This is a genomic window from Paracoccus sp. NBH48, assembly GCF_015390265.1.
GTDB classification, from domain to species: Bacteria; Pseudomonadota; Alphaproteobacteria; order Rhodobacterales; family Rhodobacteraceae; genus Paracoccus; species Paracoccus marcusii.
On the sequence record NZ_VUOJ01000001.1, the window covers coordinates 589,234 to 614,320 of the forward strand.

The following is a 25,087-nucleotide window of genomic DNA, read 5'->3' on the forward strand; positions in this document are numbered from 1 at the left end:
TGCTGTCATGGGCTTTCGCATGGGGATCGTGGGCTTGCCGAACGTGGGCAAGTCGACGCTGTTCAACGCATTGACGAAAACCGCCGCCGCACAGGCCGCGAACTTCCCGTTCTGCACCATCGAGCCAAACGTGGGCGAGGTCGCGGTCCCCGACCCGCGGCTGGACACCCTGGCCGCCATCGCGGGCAGCAAGCAGATCATCCCGACGCGCATCACCTTCGTGGACATCGCGGGCCTGGTGAAGGGCGCCAGCAAGGGCGAAGGCCTGGGCAACCAGTTCCTGGCCAACATCCGCGAGACGGACGCCATCGCCCATGTGCTGCGCTGCTTCGAGGATGGCGACATCACCCATGTCGAGGGCCGGGTCGACCCGCTGGCCGATGCCGACGTGATCGAGACTGAGCTGATGATCGCCGACATGGAATCGATCGAGCGTCGCCTGGCCAACCTGTCGCGCAAGCTGAAGGGCGGGGACAAGGACGCGCTGGATCAGGACCGCCTGCTGCGCCAGGCTCTGGCCGTGCTGAACGAGGGCCGCCCGGCGCGCACCATCGCCGTGTCCGACGACGACCGCCGCGCGTGGGACATGCTGCAGCTGCTGACAGCAAAGCCCGTGCTGTTCGTCTGCAACGTGGCCGAGGACGAGGCCGCCAACGGCAATGCCCTGTCCGAGAAGGTCCGCGAGATGGCCGAGGCGCAGGGCGCGGGCCATGTCGTGATCTCGGCCCGGATCGAGGAGGAGATCAGCCAGCTGGACGCCGAGGAGGCGCAGATGTTCCTGGGCGAGATGGGCCTGGAGGAGCCGGGCCTGGATCGTCTGATCCGCGCCGGATACAGCCTGCTGGGCCTGCAGACCTATTTCACCGTGGGCCCCAAGGAGGCCCGCGCCTGGACCATCACCAAGGGCACCCTGGCCCCGCAGGCGGCGGGCGTGATCCATGGCGATTTCGAAAAGGGCTTCATCCGGTCGGAAACCATCGCCTATGACGACTATGTCGCCGGCAAGGGCGAGGCCGGGGCACGTGAGGCGGGCAAGCTGCGCGTCGAGGGCAAGACGTATGAGGTCAAGGACGGCGACGTCCTGCACTTCCTGTTCAGCGGCTGATGAGGAAAGGCGGGCCAGGCGGCCCGCCTTGTTCGTTCAGGAATAGGTCAGTTCGGTCGCCTTGCCGCGGAAGACCGTGTAGGCCAGCACCGAATAGGCGATGATGACCGGCAGGACGATCAGCGCGCCCACCAGGATGATGATCAGCGCCTCGGGCGCGGCGGCGGCCTGATAGATCGTCATCTGTTCGGGGACGACATAGGGGTAGAAGCTGTAGGCCAGCCCCCCGAAGGCCAAGACGAACAGCGCCGTGGTCAGGGCGAAGGGCGTCCAAGCCATGCGGTCGTTCTCCATCGGCAGCACGTGCAGCACCCGCCACAGGGTCGCGATCAGCACCACCGACAGGATCGGCAGGGGGGCCAGGATCGCGAACTCGGGCCAGCTGAACCACTTGTCCCAGATGCGAGCACTGACCAGGGGCGATGCGGCCGAGATCGCGGCGATGCCCGCCACCAGTCCCCAGATGCCGCGCCGTGCCCACAGGATCGCCTTGGCCTGCAGGACGCCCTCGGCCTTGCCGATCAGCCAGGTCGCACCGATGACGCTGAACCCCACCGTCAGGAAAACCGCCGTCAACAGCGCAAATGCGATGTTGGTCCAGCTGAGCTGCAGCCCGGTGACATAGAGGCCCAGCATGAACCCCTGCGCCAGGGTCGAGGCCAGGCTGCCTGCGAAGAACGCCCGGTTCCACGCGGCGCGGTGCCGGGTCGGGGCCTTGGCGCGAAACTCGAACGCGACGCCGCGCAGGATCAGGCCGATCAGCATGACCGTCACCGGCAGGTAAAGCGCGGTCAGGATCACCCCGTGCGCCACCGGGAAGGCCACCAAGAGCAGGCCGATGGCCAGGACCAGCCAGGTCTCGTTCGCGTCCCAGAAGGGACCGATCGAGGCGACCATGCGGTCGCGTTCGGACGGGGTGGCAAAGGGGAACAGCAGTCCCACCCCCAGGTCGAAGCCGTCCAGGACGACATAGACCAGGATGGAAATGCCCATCAGCATCGCGAAGACGAAGGGCAGCCAGATGAACGGATCACCAAAGAGGTGCATGATCTACTCCGCAGGTTGCAGGGCGCGCACGCCCGCGTCGGGGGTGGGCAGGTCGGGGGTCAGCGGGTCGTGGCGCGCGGCGCGGCGCGCCAGATAGGTCAGCGTGCCCAGATAGGCCGCCATCAGGACCGCATAGACCAGAAGGTAGGCGACCAGGCTGGAGGCGACCATGCCGCCGGTGACCGGGCCGACCGCCTCCTTGGTGGTCAGGACGCCCGTGACCAGCCAGGGCTGACGCCCGATCTCGGTCACGTACCAGCCCGCCAGCGTGGCGATCCAGCCCGAGAAGCCCATCGCGGCAAAGGCATAGATCCAGGGGCGCGGCAGACCTTCGACCCCGCGGCCGCGGCGCATGAACCACAAGGCCGACCAGGACAGGGCCAGCATCGCCATGCCCATACCCACCATGATCCGGAAGCTGAAGAAGACGGGGGCCACGGGCGGGTGTTCGGGGGTGCCGTCGGCGGCCACGAAATCGTTCAGGCCCGGCACCTCTCCGTCCAGGCTGTGCGTCAGGATCAGGGATGCGACGTTGGGGATGGCGATCTCCATCCGGTTCTCGCGCGCCTCCTGATCGGGCAGGGCGAAGAGGACCAGCGGCACGTTGCCCTGCGTCTCCCAATTGGCCTCCATCGCGGCGACCTTGGCGGGCTGGTGTTCCAGCGTGTTCAGGCCGTGCATGTCGCCGGCATAGATCTGCAGCGGGATCAGCACCGCGCCAAGCGTCGCGCCAAAGCGCAGCGTGGCCCGCACCTCAGCCCCCCGGTCGCCCCAGATCCAGCGCAGCGCCGAGATGCCCGCGATGAGGAAGGCCACCGTCAGCCCCGAGGCCAGCAGCATGTGCGTCAGGCGGTAAGGCAGCGACGGGTTGAAGATGATCGCCATCCAGTCGGTCGCGTGGACCACGCCGTCGATCACCTCATAGCCCGCGGGCGTGTGCATCCAGCTGTTCAGGACCAGGATCCAGAAGGCCGACAGGGTGGTGCCGAACGCCACCAGAAAGGTCGCGGTCGTGTGCAGCCAGCCCGGCACGCGGCGAAATCCGAACAGCATGATGCCCAGGAAGGCGGCCTCGAGGAAGAAGGCGGTCAGCACCTCATAGGCCAGAAGCGGACCGGCGATGTTGCCGACGCTTTCCATGAAACCGGGCCAGTTGGTGCCGAACTGGAACGACATGGTGATGCCCGACACGACGCCAAGCGCGAAGGACAGGGCAAACACCTTCACCCAGAACCGGTAGGCGTCCATCCATTTTTCGTCGCCCGTGCGGTTGAAGCGCAGCTTGAAGAACAGCAGCACCCAGCCAAGCGCGATCGTGATGGTCGGGAAAAGGATGTGGAACGAGATGTTCGCGGCAAATTGAATCCGCGACAGAATCAGCGGGTCCATGGGTTTCAGCCTTTCGATTGAGGTTTGCTGCGGCGGATCGGGATCAGCTTGCCCGCGCCGTCGACAAGGCGGCCAAGACGGGCGCCCATATTCATCAGCGCAACCAGGCGCTCGGTCTCGAACCGGGCCAGGTCATCGTGGAACCGCGTCATCTGTTCGATCAGCTGGCGCAGTTCGGCGATGCGCGCGTGGGCTGCGCGGTCAGCCGGGTCGGGTTCGGCCATCGACAGTTCGCGCAGCTTGGTCAGCGTGGGGTCGATCTCGCGCTTGCGCCGTTCGTTGATCAGCGTGCGCACGATCTCCCACAGGTCGTCGGGCGTGGTGAAGAATTTCGCGCCGGTCGTCCTGCTGATGGCGCAGGCGCACCAGGTTCCAGCTTTGAAGCTCCTTGAGCGCCATCGACACGTTCGAGCGGGAGAAGCCCAGGGCGGCGACGATGTCGTCCGCACACAGCGGCTCGTCCGCCAGGAACAGCAGGGCATAGACCTGACCGACGGTGCGGTTGATGCCCCACCGCGATCCCATTTCACCGAAATGCAGGATGAACTCCTGCCGCAAGGCCGACACTGACATTCGCTTGTTCCCGTCGTTTCAGAAATTACTGAAAATAACATAGAGCAAGCGACGTGTCGGCATAGCGGGCAGGTTGTCGCATCCGCATATGAAAAAGCCCCCGCCTTTTCGGGCGGGGGCGACAAGTCAGTCTGACCGGGTCGTCAGTTGGCGATGACCTGGCAGGGCTGCGACCGGCTTTGCATCCGCTCGCAGGCCAGTTCGGCATGGCCCTTGGAGAGGTTTCCGAACTGCGGCTCGAACCCGCGATTGGTGTTGGCGACGTGCCGGCGCGCCGCGCCGAACAGGTTGCCGTCCTGCAGGGCCAGACGCAGCAGCAGCCGGTCAGCCTCTGCCTGAGAGGTGTAGCGGCCCAGGCTGACGCCCCAGTTGCGGCCGCTGTCGGTGGGGACGGCGCACGACCTCCAGTGCCTCGGGTGCGCTCAGGTCGCCTTCGCCCATCGCGGCCAGGATCACGGTTTCGGACCGTGGCTTGGGCGCCCTGGAACTGTCCAGCGACAGGGTGCCGGGGGGCCGCCTGCATCTGGGGTTCGGGGGCGGGCGCGGCTGCAGGCTCGGGCTGGGCGACGGCGGCGATGCTGGCTGTGCGCCGGGGCGAGGGCGCAGGGCGCGCCGATCCGGCCAGCACGGGGGCCGCAAGGCTGGCCTGCTGCGCCGGCGCGTCGTCCGATGCGACGGCAGTGGCAAGCGCCTGCTGGATCGCGTCGGCCGCGGGGGCCGCGGATCCGGGGCGGGCGCGCGGACGCTGGCTGCTGGCCAAGGCGACGCCCGGCGGTGCGGCTGGCGCCGCGGTCGCGCCGGCAAGGCGCAACGCCTCGGTCAGGTCGACCTTGGGCGCTGCGGCGACAAGGGTCGACGCGGCGGCGGCAGGGCGGGTCGCGGGGGGCGGCGATGCCTGCAGCACCAGGCGCTGCGGCTCTGCCTGGGTCGCGGCGGGGCTGGCGGCGACCTGCGCGCGGCGCGTCGTGGCCTGCACCAGCAGGCGCGGAGGCTGCGGACGGACCTCGCGCACGCGGTCGGGGATGCGGGTGAAGCTGCTGTCCAGCAGTTCGGTCATCACCTGGTTGCGATGCGCGGTGGACGTGCCGCCGAACACGGTGGCGATCAGGCGACGGTTGCCGCGCTGCGCCGAGGCCGTCAGGTTGAAGCCCGCAGCCCGCGTATACCCCGTCTTGATCCCGTCGGCACCGGCATAGGCATCAAGGAAGCGGCGGTTCGTCGACGCGACCTGCGCGATGCCCGCATCGGCCGACCGGCGCGAGAACAGGTTGTAGTACTGGGGGAAGTCGTAGAACAGGTGGCGTCCAGAACGCTCATGTCATGGGCGGTCGAATAATGCCCTTCGGTCGTCAGGCCATGGGCGTTGCGGAACTGGCTGTTGTTCATGCCAAGCGCCCGCGCCATCTGGGTCATCTGCTGGGTGAAGGCCTGTTCAGAGCCTGCCAGCCCCTCGCCGATGGTGGTCGCGGCATCGTTGGCCGACTTGATCGCAGCGGCGCGCAGAAGATAGCGCAGCTCGATCTGCTGACCCGCGCGCAGGCCCAGCTTGGAGGGGGCTCGTTTGCGGCCTTGGAGGACACGGTGAATTTCGAATCCAGCCGCACCTGACCGCGTTCGATAGCCGAGAACGCCATGTAAAGCGTCATCATCTTGGTCAGCGAGGCAGGATGCAGTCGCGTATCCGAATTCTGACGATAGATGGGTTGCCCGGTCCGGGCGTCCATCACATAGGCCGCGAAAGGTGCCGCGGCAGCCGGAAGCCCCAACAGGGCAACGGCCAGGACGGCATGACAAAGCAGCCGGAAGGCATGGGTAAATCGGGTCACTGTCGCTGTCTCTCTGCCTCAAGCGGGCGCGTCGTTAGTCGCACGTCCGTCGTTAATCAACCTATAATAGCACGGCTCTTTTCACCTTGAAACCGGGCAATCACGCTAATTTTGTCTGCACTGTAGGCGGCGCCGTCCGGACCCGGATCGCGGCGCATCCGCGCGGGGGGCTTTCATCCGGGCGCGATTGCGCTATATTTCCTGGGATGGCGACAGCGCCCACCCCCTCGCCTCAGCATTCAGGAACGACCGCAGCCCGATGACGCACTGGATGACCGCACCCGACAATCCCGACGACCAATCCGATCTGGCGGTCAAGCCACGCGCGAAATCGCAGCGGCCGCCGATGTACAAGGTCCTGTTGCTGAACGACGACTTCACCCCGATGGAGTTCGTCGTCCACGTGCTGGAGCGGCTGTTCCACATGACCCACGCCCAGGCGATCGAGATAATGTTGACCGTGCACCGCCGCGGTCTGGCCGTCGTCGGCGTCTTTTCACACGAGGTGGCCGAGACGAAGGTCGCCCAGGTGATGGAGCTGGCCCGCCGCCAGCAGCATCCCCTGCAATGCACCATGGAAAAAGAGTAATCGCGTGACCCAATCACGACTGGACCTGGCCTTTCCGGACGGCCATCCCGGGGGCCGGGTACTGTTCATCGGCGCCACTGCCGCCGATGACCTGTCCCCCCTTGACCCCGCACAGCTGACCATCGTCCAGGGAAACTTTCCCGATCATGACGGACTGACCGCCCGCGGATTCGATGTCCGGACGGAGCCGGAGGGCCGTTTCGACGCGGCCGTCGTCCGCCTGCCGCGCGCCAAGGCCGCCGCACGCGCGCGCCTTGCTCTGGCCGCGGCGCATCTGGCGCCTGGCGCGGCCCTTTGGGTCGATGGGCAGAAGACCGACGGCGTCGATTCCCTGCTGAAGGAACTGCGCGGCCATGCCGGGGTGCGCGATGTCATCAGCAAGGCCCATGGCAAGATCTTTCAGGTGACGCTGCCCGACGCGGGCCTGCCCGCCGACTGGACCGCGACCGAGCGTCAGGTCGAGCCGGGCTTCGTGACCCTTCCGGGCGTCTTCTCGGCCGATGGGATCGATCCGGGGTCGCGGATGCTTGCCGACAACCTGCCGCCCCAAGATGCCCACACGCGTGGTCGACCTGGGCGCGGGATGGGGCTGGCTGTCCGCGCAGGCCCTGGCCCGACCGGGCATCGCCGAGCTGCATCTGGTCGAGGCCGACCACGCCGCCCTGACCTCGGCCAAGCGCAACGTCACCGATCCGCGGGCACAGTTTCACTGGGCGGACGCGCGCAATTTCACCCTGCGGGAGCCGGTCAACGGCGTCATCATGAACCCCCCGTTCCACGAGGGCCGACAGGCCGACCCCCGGCTTGGGGCCGACTTCATCGCTACCGCGGCGCGCATCCTGACCGGCGCGGGTCGGCTGTGGATGGTCGCCAACCGGCATCTGCCCTACGAATCGGTCCTGGCCCAGCATTTCGGCCAGGTCCATGAGATCGCGGGCGACACGCGCTTCAAGGTGATCGAGGCGACCGCGGCGGGCAAGGGTACCGCCACGGTCCGGGCCCGGGGGGCACGGCGGTGACGCTGTCGATCCAGGGCAAGACGGCCATCGTCACCGGGGCCGGGCGCGGCGTGGGCTTGGCCATCGCGCGGCATCTGGCCGAACGCGGCGCATCGGTCATGTTCGCGGATGGCGACGAACAGGCGCTGCAATCGGCGGTGTCGGATTATGCCGACGACGAAAGCCAAGTGCGCCATTTTCGTCGGGAACATGTCGGAAAAGCTGGCGATGGCGAACCTGCTGTCGGCCACGCTGGATGCGTTCGACCGCGTCGACATCCTGGTGAACGCCCATCGCTTCGTTCGGGGCAGCGATCCGCTGGACACCGACATGGACGCGCTGGAGGAGATGCTGCGCCAGAACATGCTGGCCAGCCTGCGCCTGTCTCAGATGGTCGCAAAGCGCATGATCCGTCAGGCCGAAGGCGAAGGGCCAAGCGCGCAGACCGGGGCGATCGTCAATATCTCGACCCTGGCGGCGCGGCGGCCGATTCCGTCGATGCTGGGCTATTCCATCGCCTGTGCGGCGCAGGAACAGGCCACGCGCGGGGCTAGCGCTGGCCCTGGCGCCGCACCGCATCCGCGTGAACGGCGTCAGCTTCAGCAGCGTCATGTCGCACGAGCTGCAATGCGCGCTGAAGGACAATCCCGACCAGCGGGCGCAGATCATTGCAGGCACGCCCCTGGGCCGCATCGCCCCGGCCGAAGAACTGGCCGAGACGGTGCATTACCTGGTCAGCGACGGCGCGCGCTTTGTCACCGGCCAGATCGTCACCGTCGACGGCGGACGCAGCCTGGCCGACCCGGTGACGTCACAGGTGCTTTAGGTTTCCTCGGGATAGGGCGGCGCGGCAGGCGGCCACGGCGGCATTCGCGCCGCGCGTCAGGGCCGCCTGACGCTCTACCAGGCCGTCGCGCTTGCGCGTCTCGGCCGCGGGGTCGATGGGCACGCGGAACCGTTCCACATCGACATAATCCCGCCAGCAGCCATAGGTGCTGATCTGCGCCTTGCCCTCGTGGTCGCGGATCACGCGTTCGCATTGCGCGAACCGCGTCCGCACGACCTGGCGTTCGTCCCAAGCATAGCCCCCGCGACAGATTGCCCTCGACCTCGGCCAGCAGGCTGCTGACGGTGCGGTATTCGCTGGTGTTGCGGCTGATGCAGCGTTCCTGCGGGCGTGCCGCAGGCGGCAAGGGCCAGGACCGGTGCAAGGCAAAGGGCAAGGGCGGTGTTGCGGCGCATGGCGGCTCTCTTTATGGACGCAGGCGATGCTAGTCGCGATGCCTGGGGCTGGCAAATCACGAATGAGGCCCGCCATGGATGAACAACGCCACCGCGCCGCGCTTTGGTTCCGCGAGCTGCGCGACCGCATCACCGCCGCCTTCGAGGCGCTGGAGGACCGCGCCCCGGGCGACGCCCCCGCGGGCCGGTTCGAGGTGACGCCCACGGAGCGCGCCGACAACGGCGGCGGCGGCATCATGTCGGTGATGCGCGGCGGCCGGGCCTTCGAAAAGGTCGGCGTGAACTGGTCCGAGGTGCATGGCACCCTGGCCCCCCGCGCCCAGGCCGCGATGGCCGCCCGCGGCGTGCCGGGCATGGAGGATGACCCGCGGTTCTGGGCATCGGGCATCAGCCTGGTCGCGCATATGCGGAACCCGCACGCGCCGGCCGTGCACATGAACACGCGCATGTTCTGGACCCCGGGGGCATGGTGGTTCGGCGGCGGGTCAGACCTGAACCCCTGCATCGAATACGCCGATGACACCGCGCATTTCCACAACACGCTGCGCGATGCCTGCCTGCCGCACGGGGCGGACTACTATGACCGCTTCAAGGCCTGGGCGGACGAGTATTTCTTCATCCCCCATCGCGGGCGGGCGCGGGGCGTCGGCGGCATCTTCTACGACGACCTGAACACCGGGGACTGGGAGGCGGATTTCGCCTTCACCCGTGACGTGGGCGCGGCGTTCCTGCCGGCGTTCCTGCCGCTGGCAGAGGCGCGGATGACGCAGGCGTTCGACGATACCGACCGCGACACGCAGCTGATCCACCGGGGTCTCTATGCGGAATACAACCTGGTCTATGACCGCGGCACGAAATTCGGGCTGGAAACCGGCCACAACGCCGACGCCGTCCTGATGAGCCTGCCGCCGCTGGCCAAGTGGGTCTAGGCCCACCGCCTACGGGCGGGCGCCTGCCAGGATCACCGCGGCCCCGACGATGCACAGCCCGGCCCCCAGCAGGTTCCAGCCTGCCGGGGGTCTGCCCCTCGACCAGCCACAGCCACGCCAGCGACGTGGCGATATAGATGCCGCCATAGGCCGCATAGGCGCGCCCCGCGAAATCGACCTGAACACGCGTCAGCGCCCAAGCGAACAGCGCCAGCGCGACCACGCCCGGCACCAGCCACAGCGCCGACCGATCCAACCGAAGCCAGGCCCAGAAGGCGAAACAGCCCGCGATCTCGGCCATGGCGGCCGTGACATACAGGCCGATCGTGGGGATCACACGTCCAGTTCCTCGACGAAGCGGGCGTTTTCCTGGATGTATTCGAACCGCAGCTCTGGCTTCTTGCCCATCAGGCGTTCGACCAGATCGCCGGTCTCGCCGCCTTCGTCGTCGTCGATGCTGACGCGGATCAGCTTGCGGGTGGCGGGGTTCATGGTCGTGTCCTTGAGGTCCTTGGCGTCCATCTCTCCCAGACCCTTGAAGCGCTGGACGTCGATCTTGCCGCGGCCGCCCAGGCCCTTGGCCATCATCCGATCCTTTTCGGCGTCGTCGGCCACGTACAGGCGGTGCGCCCCCTGCGTCAGACGGTACAGCGGCGGGCAGGCCAGATACAGGTGCCCCTTGTCGATCATCGGCCGCATCTGCGTGAAGAAGAACGTCATCAGCAGCGACGCGATATGCGCGCCGTCGACATCGGCGTCGGTCATGATGATGACCTTGTCGTAGCGCAGGTCGTCGACGTTGAAACGCGTGCCCATGTTGACGCCAAGCGCCTGGCACAGATCGTTGATCTCCTGGTTGGCACCCATCTTGGACGATGCCGCGCCCAGCACGTTCAGGATCTTGCCGCGCAGGGGCAGCAGGGCCTGCTTGGTGCGGTCGCGGGCCATCTTCGCGGAACCGCCGGCGCTGTCGCCCTCGACGATGAACAGTTCCGTCCCGTCGCGGTTGGTGGCACTGCAATCGACCAGCTTGCCGGGCAGGCGCAGCTTTTTCGTGGCCGTCTTGCGCGCGGTCTCCTTTTCCTGGCGGCGACGCAGACGCTCCTCGGCGCGTAGCACCAGGAAATCCAGGATCGCGCCCGCGGATTTGGTGTCCGACGCCAACCAGGTGTCGAAATGGTCGCGCACCGCGCCCTCGACCAGGCGCGCAGCCTCGGTCGTGGCCAGGCGGTCCTTGGTCTGGCCCACGAATTCCGGTTCACGGATGAAGCAGCTGACCAGCGCGCAACCGCCGATGATCAGATCCTCACGCGTGATCTGGGCCGCTTTCTTGTTGCTGACCCGCTCGCCATAGCTGCGGATGCCCTTCAGGATCGCAGCCCAGAATCCCATCTCGTGCGTGCCGCCCTCGGGGGTGGGGACGGTGTTGCAATAGGACTGGATGAAGCCGTCGCGCGCGGGCGTCCAGTTGATCGCCCAGTCCACCTTGCCCGGTACGCCGAACTTGGCGTTGAAGTCGATGCTGCCGGAAAACGGGCGGTCGGCATAGGTGCTGGTCCCGGTCAGGGTCTCGGTCAGGTAATCGGCCAGGCCGCCGGGGAAATGGAACGTGGCCTCGCGCGGGGTCTCTCCGTCGTCGATCTCGGTCTTCCAGCGGATCTCGACGCCGCTGAACAGGTAGGCCTTGGATTTCACCATCTTCATCAGCCGCGCGGGCTTGAAGCGGTGGTGACCGAAGATCTCCTCGTCGGCATGGAAGGTCACGGTGGTGCCGCGCCGGTTCGGGGCCGCCCCGATCTTGGCGACCGGCCCCTGCGGAATGCCGCGGGAAAAGCGCTGCTCGAACAGCTCCTTGTTGCGCGCGACCTGCACGACCATCAGGTCGGACAGTGCGTTCACGACCGACGCACCCACACCGTGCAGACCACCCGAGGTCTGATAGGTGTCGCCCGAGAACTTGCCCCCCGCATGCAGCGTGCACAGGATCACCTCCAGCGCGGACTTGCCGGGGAACTTGGGGTGCGGATCGATGGGAATGCCGCGGCCATTGTCGCGCACGATGACGCTGAAATCGGCCAGCAGCTCGACCTCGATGCGCGTGGCGTGGCCTGCCACGGCCTCGTCCATCGAGTTGTCCAGGATTTCCGCGACCAGGTGATGCAGCGCGCGTTCGTCGGTGCCCGCCGATATACATGCCGGGACGCTTGCGCACCGGCTCCAAGCCCCTCCAGCACCTCGATCGAGGATGCGGAATAGGCGTCGCTGGCGGCGTTGCCGGAGAGAAGGTCGTCGGCCATGGGGTCGCTCACTGATTTGGATCGCGGCGCTTATCTCATGGCGCGGGGGCGGGCGGCAAGGGGTTGTGTCCCCTGCGCGGCCCGCCCCAAAGGATTGCGCCTATTCCGGCTCCGCCATGCGGGCGGCCCACATCGCCTGGAACGCCGGGCGGTCCTGGCAGGCCGACAGCCAGGCGCGGATCGCGGGAAACCCCTCCATCAGCGCGCCGTGTCCCTGAGCATAGCGGACGATCTCGGCCAGGTTCAGGTCGGCCACGGTGAACCGGCCGCCCACCAGATAGGCATGCGTTGCCAGATGGTCCTCCAGCACCTTCAGCGGCCGGACCAGCCGTTCGGCCGCGTCCGCCACGATCCCCACGTCATCGGCCGATTGCAGCGTGCCGCGGTTGTGCAGCATCAGGATGGTCAGTGCGTCGGGCTCGATCGCGGTGGCGCCATAGATCGACCACTGAGTCATCAGCGCGTCTTCGGCGTAGTCCTGCGGGCCTGCGGGGCCGCCATGCTTGCGCGCCAGATGCAGCGTGATCGCCAGCGATTCGGACAGGACCAGCCCTTCGTCCTCGATCACCGGGATGGCGCCTGCGGGGGACAGGGCCAGGAAATCGGGGCTGCGGGTGTTGGGCGGTGCATCGGGCGCGTCGGCATTGCCGATGCGATAGGCCTGGATGACGGGCACCTGCCGGAAGGGCAGGTCCAGTTCGTGACAAAGCCACACGACACGCGATGCACGCGAGCGGGTGACGCCGTGGATGGTCAGCATGATGGCCCCCGGTTTGGTTTGGCGGCCACCTTGGGACGCGGGCGCGGGCGCTGCAAGCCCCCGTCAGCGAAGGCCCGCGCGGACGCTGGCGCGGTCGACGGCGTCGATGATCGCCTGCGGATCGCCATGCTGGGGCATGTGGCCCTGATCGGGCAGGATCGTCAGCGCGGCGTTGGGCAGCGCCTCTGCCAGGGGCAGGGCGTGAATGTCGGCGGGCACAATGCTGTCTTGACCGCCATGGATCACCTCGACCGGCATCGTCAGGCGCGGATACTGCGGCGCCATCACGCGAAGATAGGCGCGCAACCCGTTGATCTGTGACGCATTCGCGCGATAGTTGCCGCGCCGCGCGGCCAGCCCCACGCCGATATAGTCGGCATATCCCGGGGGTACGGGCTGGGGCGCGAAGATGCCCGCCATGATCCGGTTGCCCAGGGACACCGGCGCCAGGGCGGTCAGCAGCGGTGGGCCCGACGCGGTCGCCCAGGGGCGTCTCTAGGAATGCGTACCATCCGGTCAGCGTGCCAGGCCAGGGCATCGTCGCCCCGGACACGATCACCAGCGCCGCCGTGTCGCCCGGTGTGCGCAGGCCCCCAGGCCATCGCAACCGCGCCACCATAGCTGTGACCCAGCACCACGGGTCGGCGCACGCCCAACTGGTCGGCGGCGGCGCGCAGAAGTTCGGCCTGGGCGATGGGGTTGTCGGTCTGCGCGCCGATATCGTCCGTCCAGCCCAACCCCGGCCGGTCGAAGGCCAGGACGCGGTACCGGGTCGCCAGGCGGTCGGCCAGGGCGAAGGTAAAATCGCGGCTGTTCCCGCTGGCCCCGTGCAGCAGGATCAGGTCGGGACCGCTGCCGCGGATGTCGACATGCACGGTGCGGCCCTGCACCTGGATCAGCTGTCCGGTGGGGGGGAATTCGGCCTCGAACGCGGTTTCGCGCGCGGTGGCGCGGGCATCGACGATCCGCCCGCAACCGGTCAGCGCCAAGGCCAGCCCCGCCATCGTGAATGTCCGTCGTTTCATGCCGTCCCCTGTTCCTCTGTATTCAGACACGTCCGAACCCGCCCCGGGGTTGCGGCGCCCGCGTGGTTTTCCGCCGGGCTGGCAAAGCGGTGATTTGCAAGCCGCGCCGCACGCGGGTAACTGGAACCGCCGTCCTTGCCAAGGTGTCCTGCCGATGTCGCCGCGCGTGTCCTGCCTGTCCGCCCTGCTGATCGTCGCGCCGCTTGGGGCGTCGGCCCATCCGCATGTGTTCATCGACGCAGGCCTGTCCTTGCGTCACGACGCGGCGGGGGCGCTGACCCATGTGGGGGTCGAATGGGCCTATGACGAATTCTATTCCCTGCTGATCATCGAGGATCTGGGCCTGGACCCCGATGGCGACGGCGTCCTGACCACCGACGAACAGGCGGCCCTGCAGGGCTTCGACGCGGACTGGGAGCCGGGCTTTGACGGGCGGCTGTTTCTGGACGCAGACGGCCGCAGGCTGGCGCTGGACGGCCCGCAGGAATTCGCCGCGCGCTATGAGGACGGGAGGGTGATCTCGGCCCATGTGCGCCCGCTGGCCGAGCCGCTGGACGGGGACCGTCCGCTGACGATCCAGGTCTATGACCCCGAATACTATGTCCAGTTCAGCATTCCCGAACCCCCGGTCATCGCGCGGGACGATTGCACTGTCGATCTGCGCATGGGCGATCCCTATGCCGCAGCCGATGCCTATGCCCGCGCGGTGGGCGAGGCTCTGGGCGACGGCCAAAGCGCCGAGGAGGCGGACCTGATCACCGTGGATATCGGCGCCACCGGCGCGGATTCGGTGCAGGTCCGCTGCGGCCCAGGGTCATGAGGCGCGCCGTCGCCCTGACGGGGCTGGTCGTCGCCCTGGCGGTGGTGGCGCTGTGGCTGGGCGGCGGTCTGGCCGGGATCGAGCGGTGGGCCACCGACCAGCAGCGGGCCGTCCAGAACGCGATGGCCGGGGCCTTGCGGGCGCTGCGGTCGGGCCAGCCGGGGGCGGTCGCGTCGCTGCTGGGGTTGTGCTTTGCCTATGGCGTCGCCCATGCGGTCGGGCCGGGGCATGGCAAGGTGATCATCGGCAGCTATGGGTTCGGCGCCCAGGTGCCGTTGGCGCGGCTGGCCGGACTGTCGGTCCGCATCGTCGCTGGCGCAGGCGGGCACGGCCATAGCCCTGGTCTGGGGCGGCATCACCATCCTGGACTTGGGGCGCCAGACCTGACCGACCTGTCGGAGGTCGCGATGGTGCAGGCCAGCACGGTCCTGGTCGCGTCGGTCGGCCTGTGGCTGGCATGGCGCGGCCTGTCGATGCTGCGCGCGCAGGCGCGGGCGGATCACCACCACCATCACCACCACGGCGACGCCTGCGGCTGTGGCCATGCGCATGGCCCCACGCCGCAGCAGGTTGCCCAGACGCGGTCGCTGCGCGACGGGGTGCTGGTCGTGGCGGGCATCGCGCTGCGGCCCTGCACCGGAGCGCTGTTTCTGCTGATCCTGACCTGGCGGATGGGCATCTTTGGAATGGGCATCCTGGGACGCTGGCGATGGCCTGGGCACCGCGGTGGTGACGGTCGCGGTCGCCTGCCTAGCGGTCTGGGCGCGACGCGGCAGCTTTGCCCTGCTGCCCGAACACGGCCCCTGGGCGGGCGCCACGCGCTGGTTGCCCGGAACGCTGCAATTGGGCGCAGGGGTGCTGATCGCCGCGATCTCGGTCGCGGTGCTGCTGCCGTGGCTTTGACGCGGGTGCTGCGGGGTTAGGCTGACCGGTCTGCCTGCGGCGGCACCAGCCGGGCGATCAGCGCGTCCATTGCCGGCCCATCGCCGCGCGGCTGGCGAACAGCGTCGCCTGCGACCGCAGGATCGGCGCCTCGTCCAGGATGCGCAGGTTGTTGGCGCGCAGCGTCTCGCCCGACGAGGTGATGTCGGCGATCGCTTCGGCGGTCAGGTTGGCGACCGTGCCCTCGGTCGCGCCCTGGCTGTCGACGAGTCGGTAATCCGCGACCTCATGGGCGGACAGCCATGCGCGGACCAGGCGGTGATATTTCGTGGCGATGCGCAAACGGAATCCATGCTCGGCCCGGAAATCGCGGGCGATGGCTGCGAAATCGTCCAGGTCCGTGCAGTCGCGCCAGCAATCCGGCACGGCCAGGATCAGGTCGGCATGTCCAAAGCCCATCGGCGCGACCTCGACCAGGTCGCTTGACCATCCGGCCAGCTTTTCGCGCCACCAGGTCGGTGCCGGTCACGCCCCAGTTCGATCCGGCCGGCGGCCAGTTCGCGGGGAATCTCTCCGGCCGACAGCAGGACCAGCGAAACACCCTCGACCCCCTCGACCCGGCCCGCATATTCGCGGTCGGACCCGGCCCGCGACAGACGCACGCCGCGGTCGGCGAACCAGTCGAAGGTCTGTTCCATCAGCCGTCCCTTGGACGGCACGCCAAGACGGATCATGCCTGCGCCTCCAGTTCGGCAACAAGGCCGGGGCGGATGATGCCACCCACGGCGGGAATCTCGCGGCCGCGGCCCAGCACGCGAGTCAGCGCGTCATAGCGCCCGCCCGACGCGACCGGCGGCCATCCGGCGCGGTCGGCCTGGAACGTGAAGGTGAAGCCGTCGTAATATTCCATCGTGGGTGCGCCCGTGGCTGGCGTCAAAGATCACCGTCTGCAGGTCGATGCCGCGCGCGGGCGATGGCGTCCAGGCGGTCGCGGGATGCGGGCCACCGCCGGCGCGATGGCGGGCATGTCGCGGGCCAGGTCGGCCAGCGTCGACAGCGCCTGCGGCGCCGGGGCGCGCAGGGCGAACAGACGCTCCAGTCGGTCGGTCCAGACCGGGGCCAAGGGCGGCACCGCCACGTCCGACTGCAGGCGGGCGATGCGGCGGATCATTTCGTCCTCGGTCCGCATGCCGGCCCAGGACATGGTGACGTCGGGAAAACTCCCGTGCGATCGACGGGGCCGAGAACCGCGCCAGCAGGCGCGCAAAGCGGCCCGGCGCCAGATGTGTGCAGCAGCGCCACGAACGCGCCTCGGTCAGGGGCAGGCCGCGCACCGCATCCAGCAGCAGGCCCATATCGCCCATGCGCGCCTGCAGGCCCAAGGGCGCCAGCGCATCATGGAACAGCCGCAAAGACCTCGGCATCGGCCTGGGGATCGCGGTGTGAACAGCTCGAACCCGCATTGCAGGTATTCGTGGTCGCGCGCGCAGCGGGGCGGGTGTCGCCCGTGTCCTGCTTGCGGAACACCTCTCCCAGATAGCAGTAGCGGGCCGGATCGCGCCGTTCTGCATATGCGCCTGGACCACCGGCACGGTGAAGTCGGGGCGCAGCATCATCTCTCCACGGATCGGGTCCTGGGTGACATAGGCGCGGGCGCGGATGTCCTCTCCGTACAGGTCCAGAAGGTCGCCCGCGGGCAGCAGGATGTCGGGCGCGATCTCGGTCGCACCGGCGTCGCCGGAACCGCGACAGCATCCGCTGTCCGACCGCCTGCTTGGCCTGCTTCGGGATCATCCGATGATCCTGAGGACTTCGGCAACCAGATCGGCGCGCGCGACCTCGGTCTGTGCGGGCTGGGATTTCCATTCCTCGACAGAGGCTTCTGCGGCGATCTTCGCGCCTAGGATCAGGTCCTTGACCTGCACCACGCCGCGTTCCGCCTCATCCCCGCCCTGAATGATCGCGACGGGTGCGCCGCGCTTGTCCGCGTATTTCAGCTGGTTTCCAAAGTTCTTGGGGTTGCCCAGATAGACCTCGGCACGAATGCCGGGCGGCGCGCAGATCGGCGGCCATGGCCTGGTAATCCGACATCCGATCGCGGTCCATCACGGTCACGACCACGGGACCGGCGACCTGGGCCCCGGCCAGACCCTTGGCGCGCAAAGCGGCCAGCAGACGGTCGACGCCGATGCTGACGCCGGTTGCCGGGACCTTCTGCCCGGTGAAACGCTCCACCAGCCCGTCATAGCGGCCACCGCCCGCGACCGATCCGAACTGCCGCTTGCGGCCCTTTTCGTCCAGAATCTCGAAGGTCAGTTCGGCCTCGAAGACAGGACCGGTGTAATAGCCAAGGCCCCGGACCACGGCCGGATCGATCACGGCGCGATCCTCGGCCACGCCCATCGCGGCCAGCATCGCGGCGATCTGGCGCAGTTCGTCCACGCCCTCGGCGCCGATGGCCGATCCGCCGACGGCGGCCGACAGGTTGTCCAGCGTCGCGGCGTTGTCCGCACCCTTGGCCTCCAGGAAGGCCAGCACCGGCCCCGCCTGCGCCTCGGACAGGCCCACGCCATCGATGCGCGCGCCGCTATCGTCCAGGCGGCCCGTGGTCAGCAGGGCCAGCACGCCCTCGCGACCGACCTTGTCGAACTTGTCGATCTGGCGCAGCACATCCTCGGCCTGATCCTCGCGAACCTGAGCCGCCTCCAGGACGCCGTTCAGAACCTTGCGGTTGTTGATCCGCACCAGATAGTCGCCGCGGTCGATGCCCACGGCTTCCAGCGCATCGGCCAGCATGCCGCAGATCTCGCATCAGCCGCTACCGAGGCCGACCCGACCGTGTCGGCATCGCACTGATAGAATTGGCGGAACCGACCCGGCCCCGGTTTTTTCGTTGCGCCAGACCGGTCCCATCGCAAAGCGGCGGTACGGGCTGGGCAGGTCGTTGCGGTACTGCGCCGCGACGCGCGCCAAGGGCGCCGTCAGGTCATAGCGCAGTGCCAGCCAGTCGCCCGCCGTGCCGCCGCCGGGCACCGCCTCCTCCTGCCAGGCAAAGACGCCGGCATTGGGCCGGTCCACGTCGGGCAGGAACTTGCCCAGGGCCTCGACCGTCTCGACGGCGCTCGTCTCCAGCGGATCGAAGCCATGGCGGTGATAGACCTGCGCGATGCGGTCCAGCATGTCGCGCCGTTCGGTCACGTCCTGCCCGAAATAGTCGCGGAACCCCTTGGGCGTCTCGGCCTTGGGGCGGGGCTGCTTCTTGTCTTTTGCCATGGTATCAGTCGCCTTTTCGGGCCCATATTCAGGCGCCGCTGTAACGGAAGGTGACGACATGGACAAGCAGCAGGACCGCCTGCATCAGCTGGAGGAGGCCTTGGCCATCTGACGCGGCTGACGGATGAGCTGTCCGAGGTCATCGCCCGACAGGACCGGCGACCTTGCCCGCGTCACCCGGCGCCTGGATCAAACTGCTGCTGGCCGAGGCCGAGCGTCAGGCAGATGCGGCGGCAGCGTCGCGCTGGCCGACCAGCGCCCGCCGCATTACTGAGACCGGCCGCTTCTTCTTTGACCAAATACCCTCCGGGGGTCCGGGGGGCGAAGCGCCCCCGGCGGTCGCCCCCGGCTGGGTCCCGACAAAGCGGCTTTCCCCCGCCGTGCCCGATGCGCTAATGCCGGGCTGAAAAGAACTTCGGACAACGAAAAGGATCGCTCATGGCCAATGTTGTGGTTGTCGGAGCCCAGTGGGGCGACGAGGGCAAGGGCAAGATCGTCGACTGGCTTTCGGAACGCGCCGATGTCATCGCGCGCTTTCAGGGCGGTCACAATGCCGGCCACACGCTGGTCATCGGCGACAAGGTCTTCAAGCTCTCGCTGCTGCCCTCGGGGATCGTGCGCGAGAACAAGCTGGCCGTGATTGGCAACGGCGTCGTGCTGGACCCCTGGGCGCTTTTCTCGGAGATCGACAAGCTGGCGGGGCAGGGCGTCGCCATCTCGACCGAGAACCTGATGATCGCCGAGAACACGCCGCTGATCCTGCCTCTGCACCAGGACCTGGACAAGCTGCGCGAGGAGGCCGCCGGCAAGGCGAAGATCGGCACGACCGGCCGCGGCATCGGTCCCGCCTATGAGGACAAGGTCGGCCGCCGCACGATCCGCGTCGCCGACCTGGCCGACGAGGAGACGTTGGACAGCCGCCTGGACCGCCTGCTGGCCCACCACGATGCGCTGCGCGCGGGTCTTGGCGCCACGCCTATCGACCGCGCCGAGCTGAAGGCCAAGCTGATGGAGGGTGGCGCCGAAGCTGCTGCCCCTATGCCCAGCCCGTCTGGAAGATCATGGGCGACGCCCGCAAGGCCGGAAAACGGATCCTGTTCGAGGGTGCGCAGGGATCGCTTCTGGACATCGATTTCGGCACCTATCCGTATGTCACCTCGTCCACGACGACCTCGGGGGCGGCGGCCAGTGGCACGGGCATGGGGCCGGGGGCGATCGGCTTCGTGCTGGGCATCGTCAAGGCATACACACCCGCGTGGGCGAAGGTCCCGTTCCCGTCGGAACTGGACGACGCCGACGGCCAGCGCCTTGGCGAGCGGGGCCACGAGTTCGGCACCGTCACGGGCCGCAAGCGCCGCTGCGGCTGGTTCGATTGCGGTGCTGGTGCGTCAGACCCTGCGCGATCAGCGGCGTCAACGGGATCGCGCTAACCAAGCTGGACGTGCTGGACGGGTTCGACACGCTAAAGATCTGCACCGGCTACGAGATCGACGGCGTGACGTATGACTATCTGCCGACGGCGGCCGCGCTGCAGGCCAAGGTGCGCCCGATCTACGAGGAGATGGAAGGCTGGCACGAATCGACCGCCGGGGCGCGCAGCTGGGCAGACCTGCCGGCCGCCGCGATCAAGTACGTGCGCCGCGTCGAGGAGCTGATCCAGTGCCCCGTGGCGATGCTGTCGACCAGCCCGGAGCGTGACGACACGATCCTGGTGACCGATCCTTCGCCGACTGATTGCGTCCCGCGACGTGCCGGGGGACATCCTGTCCCCCGGACCCCCTTGGGGCGCGTTCGGGGATACCGAGGAAAGAGCCAGACGACATGGAACTGAAGACCCGCAAGCGGCTGTCCATCCTGATCCTGGTGATCGGCATGCCCGCCTATGTCGTCGCGGCGGTGTCGCTGATGAACTGGCTGGACGGGCGGTTCGGACGCCAGCCGATCTGGATCGAGCTGCTGATCTATGTCGCGCTTGGCGTGCTGTGGGCGCTGCCGTTCAAGCGCGTCTTCAGCGGCGTCGGCAAGGGCTGAGGGCGGGAATGGTGGACCAGCCCCGACCGGTCCGCCACCTGCGCGGGGTCACCGTGATCGGCGGCGGCATGGTGACGCCCGCCGATCTGTCGGTGGCGCTGTCGGTCGCGCCCCTGCTGGTTGCAGCGGATGGGGGTGCGGACCGGGCGCTGGCCCTGGGGCACGCGCCGGACTGGGTGATCGGGGACCTGGACAGCATCTCGGACCCGGCGCGGCGGTCGGTTCCGGCCGCCCGCGTGCTGGAGGTGGCGGAGCAGGACAGTACGGATTTCGCCAAATGCCTGGGACGAATCGACGCGCCGCTGGTCATGGCGGTGGGCTTTGCGGGGCTGCGACTGGACCATACGCTGGCCGCGCTGACGGTGATGGTCCAGCCCGGCGTTCCGCGCGTCGTCATGCTGGCCAGCGATGACGTGATCGTGCTGTGCCCGCCGCGCCTGACCCTGCCGCTGATGCCCGGGACGCGGGTGTCGCTGTACCCGATGGACCGGCGCGCGGCAGCAGCCAGGGCCTGGAATGGCCCATCGACGGCATCGATTTCGCACCCGGGCCAGCGGGTCGGCACTCGAACCGGGCGACGGGGCTGGTCAGCCTGCGGGTGCAGGGGCCGATGCTGCTGATGCTGCCCCGAGACTGTCTTGGAACGGTGCTGACGGCGATGCAGCGCTGAGGGGGGCGGTTGTCGTTGCGGCTGCATGGCTTATCTGAGGGGCGAACCCCCGGAGGCTTGCCATGTCGCTGAACCCGATCCGTCCCTGGCGCAACATCGAGCGCCGCAAGTCGCGCCAGATCATGTGGGCAAGGTCCCCGTCGGTGGCGATGCCCCGATCAGCGTGCAGACCATGACCAACACCAACGGCCACGACGTCAAGGCGACCCTGGCCCAGGTCATCGCCGCCGCGGATGCCCGGCGCCGATATCGTGCGCATCAGCGCCCCGGACCAGGAGACGACGCGCGCGCTGCGCGAGATCTGCCGCGAGAGCCCTGTGCCGATCGTCGCCGACATCCATTTCCACTACAAGCGCGCCATCGAGGCTGCCGAGGCGGGCGCCGCCTGTCTGCGCATCAAACCCCGGCAACATCGGGGACGAAAGCCGCGTGCGCGAAGGTCATCAAGGCGGCCAAGGACCACGGCTGTTCGATCCGCATCGGCGTGAATGCAGGCAGCCTGGAGAAGCACCTGCTGGAGAAATATGGCGAGCCCTGTCCCGACGCGATGGTCGAGAGCGGGCTGGACCATATCAAGATCCTGCAGGACAACGATTTCCATGAATTCAAGATCAGCGTGAAGGCCAGCGACGTGTTCCTGTCGGCGGCGGCCTATCAGCAGCTGTCCGAGGCGACGGACGCGCCGATCCATCTGGGCATCACCGAGGCGGGCGGTTTCGTCGGCGGCACCGTCAAGTCGGCGGTGGGCCTGGGCAACCTTCTGTGGATGGGGATCGGCGACACGATCCGCGTCAGCCTGTCGGCCGATCCGGTCGAGGAGGTCAAGGTCGGCTTCGAGATCCTGAAAATCGCTTGGCCTGCGGACGCGCGGGGTGCAGATCATCAGCTGTCCCAGCTGCGCACGGCAGGGCTTTTGACGTGATCCGCACGGTCGAGGCGCTGGAAAAGCGGCTGGAGCACATCAAGACCCCGATGAGCCTGTCGATCATCGGTTGCGTGGTGAACGGACCGGGCGAGGCCGCTGATGACCGATCTGGGATTCACCGGCGGCGGGGCCGGGTCGGGCATGGTCTACATGGCCGGCAAGCAAAGCCACAAGCTGTCGAACAACCAGATGGTCGATCACATCGTCCGGCTGGTCGAGGAACGGGCCGAGGTCCTGGACGCCGAGGCGCGCGCCGCGGAAGCCGCCGCCGAGTAGGGTTGCGTCCCGCGAGGGCCGGGGGCGCTGGCACCCCCCGGACCCCCCGCAGGCGCGCCCTGTCAGCCGCCGGTATGGCTCATGTGGCGGGTCATCTGGCCTACGACGCCTTGGCGGGAATAGTCGAAGTCGTGACCCTTGGGTTTGCGCGCGATGGCCGCGCGGATCGTCTGGCGCAGGGCCTCGTCGTCGGCGCTGGCGCGCAGGGGCGCGCGCCAGGTCGGCGTTGTCCTCCTGGCCCAGGCACATGAACAGCTCTCCGGTGCAGGTGACGCGCACGCGGTTGCAGCTTTCGCAGAAATTTATGGGTCAGGGGCGTGATGAAGCCGATCTTCTGCCCGGTCTGGGCCAGCCTGACATAACGGGCCGGGCCGCCCGTGCGTTCGGCAAGATCCAGCAGCGTAAAGCGTTCGGCCAGCCGGGCGCGCAGGTCGGACAGGGGCCAGTACTGGTCCAGCCGGTCCTCCTCTCCCATCTCGCCCATGGGCATCACCTCGATGAAGGTCAGGTCGTGACCCTCGTCGCCGCACCATTGCACCAGATCGAACAGCTCGCTGTCGTTGACGCCCTTGAGCGCCACGGCGTTGATCTTGACGCGCAGGCCGGCAGCGGTCGCGGCCCGGATCCCCTCCAGCACCTGGGGCAGGCGGCCCCACCGGGTGATCGCCGCGAACTTGTCGGCGTCCAGCGTGTCCAGCGACACGTTTACGCGCCGCACGCCGATATCGGCCAGTTCCGCCGCGTGGCGGGCCAGCTGGCTGCCGTTGGTGGTCAGGGTCAGCTCGTCCAGGCCGTTCCCCAGGTGACGTGACACGTTGCGGAAAAAGCCCATGATGCCGCGACGGACCAGTGGCTCTCCTCCGGTGATGCGCAGCTTGCGCACGCCCAGGCCGATGAAGGCGGTGGACAGGCGGTCCAGCTCCTCCAGCGTCAGGAGATCGGCCTTGGGCAGGAACTGCATGTGTTCTGGCCATGCAATAGACGCATCGGAAATCGCAGCGGTCGGTGACCGACACCCGCAGATAGGTGATGGGGCGGGCAAACGGGTCGATCAGGGGCGGGTGCATGTCCATCCCCCATACCTAGGCGCGCCCGACCCCGGTCACAAGGCGGGGATTCGTGGGTCGGGTGGTGGACCTTGCCACGCTTGCGTGACTAATCTGCGGCAACGATGATCGAAGGAGACGCCGATGCGCCTGATCCCCCTTGCCGTCCTGGGCCTGTCGCTCGCCGGATGCACCCAGATGGCCGCGACGATGAACCCGGCCCGAAGCGCCCAAGGCGACGGCGGCCCAGACCGCGGCCCGCGACGGCCGTGACGCGCGCGCCCAGCCCCCGGCCCGCGGCACGCGCGACACCCGCACAGCTGGACACCACGACGCCCGAACAGCGCGAAGCCGCCGCCCAGGCTCCGGCGACGGCCGAGACGCGGCTTGGCACGACGTCGGATCGCTTGGCAACCCGTCCGAGGGTGGGTTCTGGATGAAGACGCCCCTGGTCGATGCGCCGGTGCAGGGGCGCATCGTGAACCCCGCCACAGGCAAGTCGGCGCAGGTCGAGTTGCGGCCCCCTGTCGGGATCGGGCACGGGCAGCCAGGTGTTCGCTGCCGGCACTGCAGCTGCTGGGCGTGCCCGCTGACCGACCTGCCGACGCTGGAAGTCTACCGCTCCTGATCGCCGTCAGGGCGGGGCGCGTCGTCGGATTGCGGCGCGTCCTCGGCCTGGGGTTCAGGCTGCGGTTCGGGCGCGACCATCGCTTCGGTGGGCGCTGTGCCAAACGGCGACGCGGTCCGGGTCGCGCTTTTCCAGGTTGCGCAGCCACAGCTTGGCCGCCTGACGCACGCCGCCGTGACGGTCGGACGCCAGGCGCAGCATCAGCTGCAGAACCTTTTCCCCGAATCTCCAGGTCCTCGGGTTTGGGGTTGTTCATCTTGGCCCAGGGCAGCGTGGCCAGCATCACGCCCGGCGCAGCCACGGGTTCCGGTTGCCGGCCCATGCCGTGATCTGATCCAGGCGGGTCGGATCGGCGACCACGCGACGGCGCGGCGGCGGTCATCACAGCATCGTCGATCTCGGCCCCGTCGATCTGCGGCGCCCAGTCCATGATCGCGGCCCAGGCCGCGTCGTCGGGCCGCATCCGGGCCTGCACCAGCAGGCGGGCGGCGGCCAGGCGCGCCTCGTGGATGTCGCTGGTCCACAGCGCCTCGGCCAGCGCGATGCGCGCGTCCAGATCGCGTTCCGCGCGCCATTCGGCGACGACCTCCTCCAGCGCGGCGGGGGTGATGCCCAGGGTCTCTCGATCACGCTTGTGGCGTGCACTGGCGCGGGCGGCGCGTTCGGGGTCGGCCAGGTCGCGCAGCCGGTCCAGTTCCTGCATGGGATTCTCCAATCCGTGATTGGCCCCCTTCTAGGGCGCGGGGGGCGCCGGCC

23 protein-coding genes and 11 pseudogenes are annotated in these 25,087 nt (G+C 68.3%); 14 read left to right on the top strand and 20 right to left on the bottom strand.

Annotated features, from left to right (window positions below):
- The first annotated feature begins 7 nt into the window (after positions 1-7).
- Positions 8-1,105 (top strand): redox-regulated ATPase YchF, encoded by a 1,098-nt coding sequence (gene ychF / locus F1642_RS02890; RefSeq protein WP_045999324.1) that lies wholly within the window; start codon positions 8-10, stop codon positions 1,103-1,105.
- A gap of 36 nt (positions 1,106-1,141) precedes the next feature.
- On the opposite strand, the gene F1642_RS02895 is transcribed toward ychF, so the two are convergent.
- The 6 genes and pseudogenes from F1642_RS02895 to F1642_RS15265 all read right to left on the bottom strand — a co-directional run.
- A complete protein-coding gene (locus F1642_RS02895; RefSeq protein WP_194885401.1) occupies positions 1,142-2,152 on the bottom strand; it encodes a cytochrome d ubiquinol oxidase subunit II in 1,011 nt (336 codons plus the stop codon).
- A gap of 3 nt (positions 2,153-2,155) precedes the next feature.
- Entirely contained in the window at positions 2,156-3,541 is a 1,386-nt protein-coding gene (locus F1642_RS02900) for a cytochrome ubiquinol oxidase subunit I (RefSeq protein WP_194885402.1), read from the bottom strand.
- A gap of 5 nt (positions 3,542-3,546) precedes the next feature.
- Positions 3,547-3,837: a hypothetical protein gene (locus tag F1642_RS15250; protein WP_255522109.1), complete on the bottom strand. Its 291-nt coding sequence runs from the start codon at positions 3,835-3,837 to the stop codon at positions 3,547-3,549.
- Positions 3,743-4,114, bottom strand: a complete 372-nt coding sequence (locus F1642_RS15255) for a GbsR/MarR family transcriptional regulator (RefSeq protein ID WP_370582757.1) — start codon at positions 4,112-4,114, stop codon at positions 3,743-3,745. Before F1642_RS15255 ends, F1642_RS15250 begins: the two co-directional genes overlap by 95 nt.
- A gap of 25 nt (positions 4,115-4,139) precedes the next feature.
- Positions 4,140-5,210, bottom strand: coding sequence for a hypothetical protein (locus F1642_RS16275; protein ID WP_370582765.1), 1,071 nt, complete (start codon positions 5,208-5,210; stop codon positions 4,140-4,142).
- A 48-nt stretch (positions 5,211-5,258) separates the two neighbouring features.
- Positions 5,259-5,838: pseudogene (locus F1642_RS15265) on the bottom strand (D-alanyl-D-alanine carboxypeptidase family protein); the annotation flags it as partial.
- Between the two features lie 373 nt (positions 5,839-6,211).
- Here F1642_RS15265 and clpS point away from each other — a divergent pair.
- From clpS to F1642_RS02925, 4 genes and pseudogenes are all read left to right on the top strand, one after another.
- Positions 6,212-6,529 (top strand): ATP-dependent Clp protease adapter ClpS, encoded by a 318-nt coding sequence (clpS, locus tag F1642_RS02915; protein ID WP_045980873.1) that lies wholly within the window; start codon positions 6,212-6,214, stop codon positions 6,527-6,529.
- A 4-nt stretch (positions 6,530-6,533) separates the two neighbouring features.
- Positions 6,534-6,881 (top strand): annotated as a pseudogene (locus F1642_RS16280) (MFS transporter); the annotation flags it as partial.
- A gap of 199 nt (positions 6,882-7,080) precedes the next feature.
- The gene (locus F1642_RS15275) at positions 7,081-7,548 is read left to right on the top strand and encodes a class I SAM-dependent methyltransferase (RefSeq protein ID WP_255522056.1); all 468 of its coding nucleotides are present in this window, start codon (positions 7,081-7,083) and stop codon (positions 7,546-7,548) included.
- Positions 7,545-8,353 (top strand): annotated as a pseudogene (locus tag F1642_RS02925) (SDR family NAD(P)-dependent oxidoreductase). Before F1642_RS15275 ends, F1642_RS02925 begins: the two are co-directional and overlap by 4 nt.
- Here the strand turns inward: F1642_RS02925 and F1642_RS15280 are convergent.
- Positions 8,339-8,587: a hypothetical protein gene (locus F1642_RS15280; protein ID WP_255522057.1), complete on the bottom strand. Its 249-nt coding sequence runs from the start codon at positions 8,585-8,587 to the stop codon at positions 8,339-8,341. The pseudogene F1642_RS02925 and the gene F1642_RS15280 overlap by 15 nt on opposite strands.
- A gap of 244 nt (positions 8,588-8,831) precedes the next feature.
- Between F1642_RS15280 and hemF the strand changes: the two genes are divergently transcribed.
- The gene (gene hemF / locus F1642_RS02935) at positions 8,832-9,698 is read left to right on the top strand and encodes an oxygen-dependent coproporphyrinogen oxidase (RefSeq protein WP_194885403.1); all 867 of its coding nucleotides are present in this window, start codon (positions 8,832-8,834) and stop codon (positions 9,696-9,698) included.
- A gap of 9 nt (positions 9,699-9,707) precedes the next feature.
- On the opposite strand, the pseudogene F1642_RS02940 reads toward hemF, so the two are convergent.
- The 5 genes and pseudogenes from F1642_RS02940 to F1642_RS15290 form a co-directional block, all read right to left on the bottom strand.
- Positions 9,708-9,999: pseudogene (locus F1642_RS02940) on the bottom strand (YnfA family protein).
- Between the two features lie 32 nt (positions 10,000-10,031).
- A pseudogene (gene parE, locus F1642_RS02945) lies at positions 10,032-11,995 on the bottom strand (DNA topoisomerase IV subunit B).
- Between the two features lie 100 nt (positions 11,996-12,095).
- On the bottom strand, positions 12,096-12,755 hold the full coding sequence (locus F1642_RS02950) for a glutathione S-transferase family protein (RefSeq protein WP_139085723.1): 660 nt from the start codon (positions 12,753-12,755) through the stop codon (positions 12,096-12,098).
- A 63-nt stretch (positions 12,756-12,818) separates the two neighbouring features.
- Positions 12,819-13,196 carry an alpha/beta fold hydrolase gene (locus F1642_RS15285; protein ID WP_255522058.1) on the bottom strand — a complete coding sequence of 126 codons (378 nt, stop codon included), beginning with the start codon at positions 13,194-13,196 and terminating at the stop codon, positions 12,819-12,821.
- A gap of 14 nt (positions 13,197-13,210) precedes the next feature.
- Positions 13,211-13,780, bottom strand: coding sequence for an alpha/beta fold hydrolase (locus F1642_RS15290; protein ID WP_255522059.1), 570 nt, complete (start codon positions 13,778-13,780; stop codon positions 13,211-13,213).
- Between the two features lie 154 nt (positions 13,781-13,934).
- Between F1642_RS15290 and F1642_RS02960 the strand changes: the two genes are divergently transcribed.
- Positions 13,935-14,600 carry a DUF1007 family protein gene (locus F1642_RS02960; RefSeq protein WP_255522060.1) on the top strand — a complete coding sequence of 222 codons (666 nt, stop codon included), beginning with the start codon at positions 13,935-13,937 and terminating at the stop codon, positions 14,598-14,600.
- Positions 14,597-15,523, top strand: a complete 927-nt coding sequence (locus tag F1642_RS02965; protein ID WP_194885404.1) for a nickel/cobalt transporter — start codon at positions 14,597-14,599, stop codon at positions 15,521-15,523. The genes F1642_RS02960 and F1642_RS02965 overlap by 4 nt, the downstream gene beginning before the upstream one ends.
- Positions 15,524-15,560: 37 nt before the next feature.
- Here the strand turns inward: F1642_RS02965 and hisG are convergent.
- From hisG to F1642_RS02980, 5 genes and pseudogenes are all read right to left on the bottom strand, one after another.
- Positions 15,561-16,216 (bottom strand): annotated as a pseudogene (gene hisG, locus F1642_RS02970) (ATP phosphoribosyltransferase).
- Positions 16,213-16,392 (bottom strand): ATP phosphoribosyltransferase regulatory subunit, encoded by a 180-nt coding sequence (locus tag F1642_RS15295; protein WP_255522061.1) that lies wholly within the window; start codon positions 16,390-16,392, stop codon positions 16,213-16,215. Before F1642_RS15295 ends, hisG begins: the two are co-directional and overlap by 4 nt.
- A gap of 30 nt (positions 16,393-16,422) precedes the next feature.
- Positions 16,423-16,653 carry a hypothetical protein gene (locus tag F1642_RS15300; RefSeq protein WP_255522062.1) on the bottom strand — a complete coding sequence of 77 codons (231 nt, stop codon included), beginning with the start codon at positions 16,651-16,653 and terminating at the stop codon, positions 16,423-16,425.
- A gap of 619 nt (positions 16,654-17,272) precedes the next feature.
- Positions 17,273-17,527 carry a His/Gly/Thr/Pro-type tRNA ligase C-terminal domain-containing protein gene (locus F1642_RS15305; protein ID WP_370582764.1) on the bottom strand — a complete coding sequence of 85 codons (255 nt, stop codon included), beginning with the start codon at positions 17,525-17,527 and terminating at the stop codon, positions 17,273-17,275.
- A pseudogene (locus tag F1642_RS02980) lies at positions 17,424-18,815 on the bottom strand (histidine--tRNA ligase). The gene F1642_RS15305 and the pseudogene F1642_RS02980 overlap by 104 nt, the downstream one beginning before the upstream one ends.
- 378 nt (positions 18,816-19,193) lie before the next feature.
- Between F1642_RS02980 and F1642_RS16285 the strand changes: the two are divergent.
- The 4 genes and pseudogenes from F1642_RS16285 to ispG all read left to right on the top strand — a co-directional run.
- Positions 19,194-20,478: pseudogene (locus F1642_RS16285) on the top strand (adenylosuccinate synthase); the annotation flags it as partial.
- Positions 20,479-20,576: 98 nt separating this feature from the next.
- Positions 20,577-20,786 (top strand): DUF2842 domain-containing protein, encoded by a 210-nt coding sequence (locus F1642_RS02990; RefSeq protein WP_045980810.1) that lies wholly within the window; start codon positions 20,577-20,579, stop codon positions 20,784-20,786.
- A gap of 11 nt (positions 20,787-20,797) precedes the next feature.
- The gene (locus F1642_RS02995) at positions 20,798-21,406 is read left to right on the top strand and encodes a thiamine pyrophosphokinase (protein WP_370582758.1); all 609 of its coding nucleotides are present in this window, start codon (positions 20,798-20,800) and stop codon (positions 21,404-21,406) included.
- Positions 21,407-21,518: 112 nt separating this feature from the next.
- Positions 21,519-22,657, top strand: a pseudogene (gene ispG, locus F1642_RS03000) (flavodoxin-dependent (E)-4-hydroxy-3-methylbut-2-enyl-diphosphate synthase).
- 62 nt (positions 22,658-22,719) lie between these two features.
- Here the strand turns inward: ispG and moaA are convergent.
- Positions 22,720-23,724: pseudogene (moaA, locus tag F1642_RS03005) on the bottom strand (GTP 3',8-cyclase MoaA).
- A gap of 123 nt (positions 23,725-23,847) precedes the next feature.
- Between moaA and F1642_RS15320 the strand changes: the two are divergent.
- Entirely contained in the window at positions 23,848-23,976 is a 129-nt protein-coding gene (locus F1642_RS15320; protein ID WP_255522063.1) for a hypothetical protein, read from the top strand.
- Between the two features lie 163 nt (positions 23,977-24,139).
- On the top strand, positions 24,140-24,331 hold the full coding sequence (locus F1642_RS15325) for a hypothetical protein (protein ID WP_255522064.1): 192 nt from the start codon (positions 24,140-24,142) through the stop codon (positions 24,329-24,331).
- A 54-nt stretch (positions 24,332-24,385) separates the two neighbouring features.
- On the opposite strand, the gene F1642_RS15330 is transcribed toward F1642_RS15325, so the two are convergent.
- Positions 24,386-24,532 carry a hypothetical protein gene (locus F1642_RS15330; RefSeq protein ID WP_255522065.1) on the bottom strand — a complete coding sequence of 49 codons (147 nt, stop codon included), beginning with the start codon at positions 24,530-24,532 and terminating at the stop codon, positions 24,386-24,388.
- Between the two features lie 187 nt (positions 24,533-24,719).
- Positions 24,720-25,034, bottom strand: a pseudogene (locus F1642_RS16290) (DNA alkylation repair protein); the annotation flags it as partial.
- Between the last annotated feature and the right edge of the window lie 53 nt (positions 25,035-25,087).

Coding starts and splice junctions, on each gene's coding strand:
- ychF (WP_045999324.1), top strand. CDS start 8: ATGGGCTTTCGCATGGGGATCGTGGGCTTGCCGAACGTGGGCAAGTCG.
- F1642_RS02895 (WP_194885401.1), bottom strand. CDS start 2,152: ATGCACCTCTTTGGTGATCCGTTCATCTGGCTGCCCTTCGTCTTCGCG.
- F1642_RS02900 (WP_194885402.1), bottom strand. CDS start 3,541: ATGGACCCGCTGATTCTGTCGCGGATTCAATTTGCCGCGAACATCTCG.
- F1642_RS15255 (WP_370582757.1), bottom strand. CDS start 4,114: ATGTCAGTGTCGGCCTTGCGGCAGGAGTTCATCCTGCATTTCGGTGAA.
- clpS (WP_045980873.1), top strand. CDS start 6,212: ATGACCGCACCCGACAATCCCGACGACCAATCCGATCTGGCGGTCAAG.
- F1642_RS15275 (WP_255522056.1), top strand. CDS start 7,081: ATGCCCACACGCGTGGTCGACCTGGGCGCGGGATGGGGCTGGCTGTCC.
- hemF (WP_194885403.1), top strand. CDS start 8,832: ATGAGGCCCGCCATGGATGAACAACGCCACCGCGCCGCGCTTTGGTTC.
- F1642_RS02950 (WP_139085723.1), bottom strand. CDS start 12,755: ATGCTGACCATCCACGGCGTCACCCGCTCGCGTGCATCGCGTGTCGTG.
- F1642_RS15290 (WP_255522059.1), bottom strand. CDS start 13,780: ATGAAACGACGGACATTCACGATGGCGGGGCTGGCCTTGGCGCTGACC.
- F1642_RS02960 (WP_255522060.1), top strand. CDS start 13,935: ATGTCGCCGCGCGTGTCCTGCCTGTCCGCCCTGCTGATCGTCGCGCCG.
- F1642_RS02965 (WP_194885404.1), top strand. CDS start 14,597: ATGAGGCGCGCCGTCGCCCTGACGGGGCTGGTCGTCGCCCTGGCGGTG.
- F1642_RS15295 (WP_255522061.1), bottom strand. CDS start 16,392: ATGGAATATTACGACGGCTTCACCTTCACGTTCCAGGCCGACCGCGCC.
- F1642_RS15300 (WP_255522062.1), bottom strand. CDS start 16,653: ATGATCCGCCGCATCGCCCGCCTGCAGTCGGACGTGGCGGTGCCGCCC.
- F1642_RS02990 (WP_045980810.1), top strand. CDS start 20,577: ATGGAACTGAAGACCCGCAAGCGGCTGTCCATCCTGATCCTGGTGATC.
- F1642_RS15320 (WP_255522063.1), top strand. CDS start 23,848: ATGCGCCTGATCCCCCTTGCCGTCCTGGGCCTGTCGCTCGCCGGATGC.
- F1642_RS15325 (WP_255522064.1), top strand. CDS start 24,140: ATGAAGACGCCCCTGGTCGATGCGCCGGTGCAGGGGCGCATCGTGAAC.
- F1642_RS15330 (WP_255522065.1), bottom strand. CDS start 24,532: ATGCTGCGCCTGGCGTCCGACCGTCACGGCGGCGTGCGTCAGGCGGCC.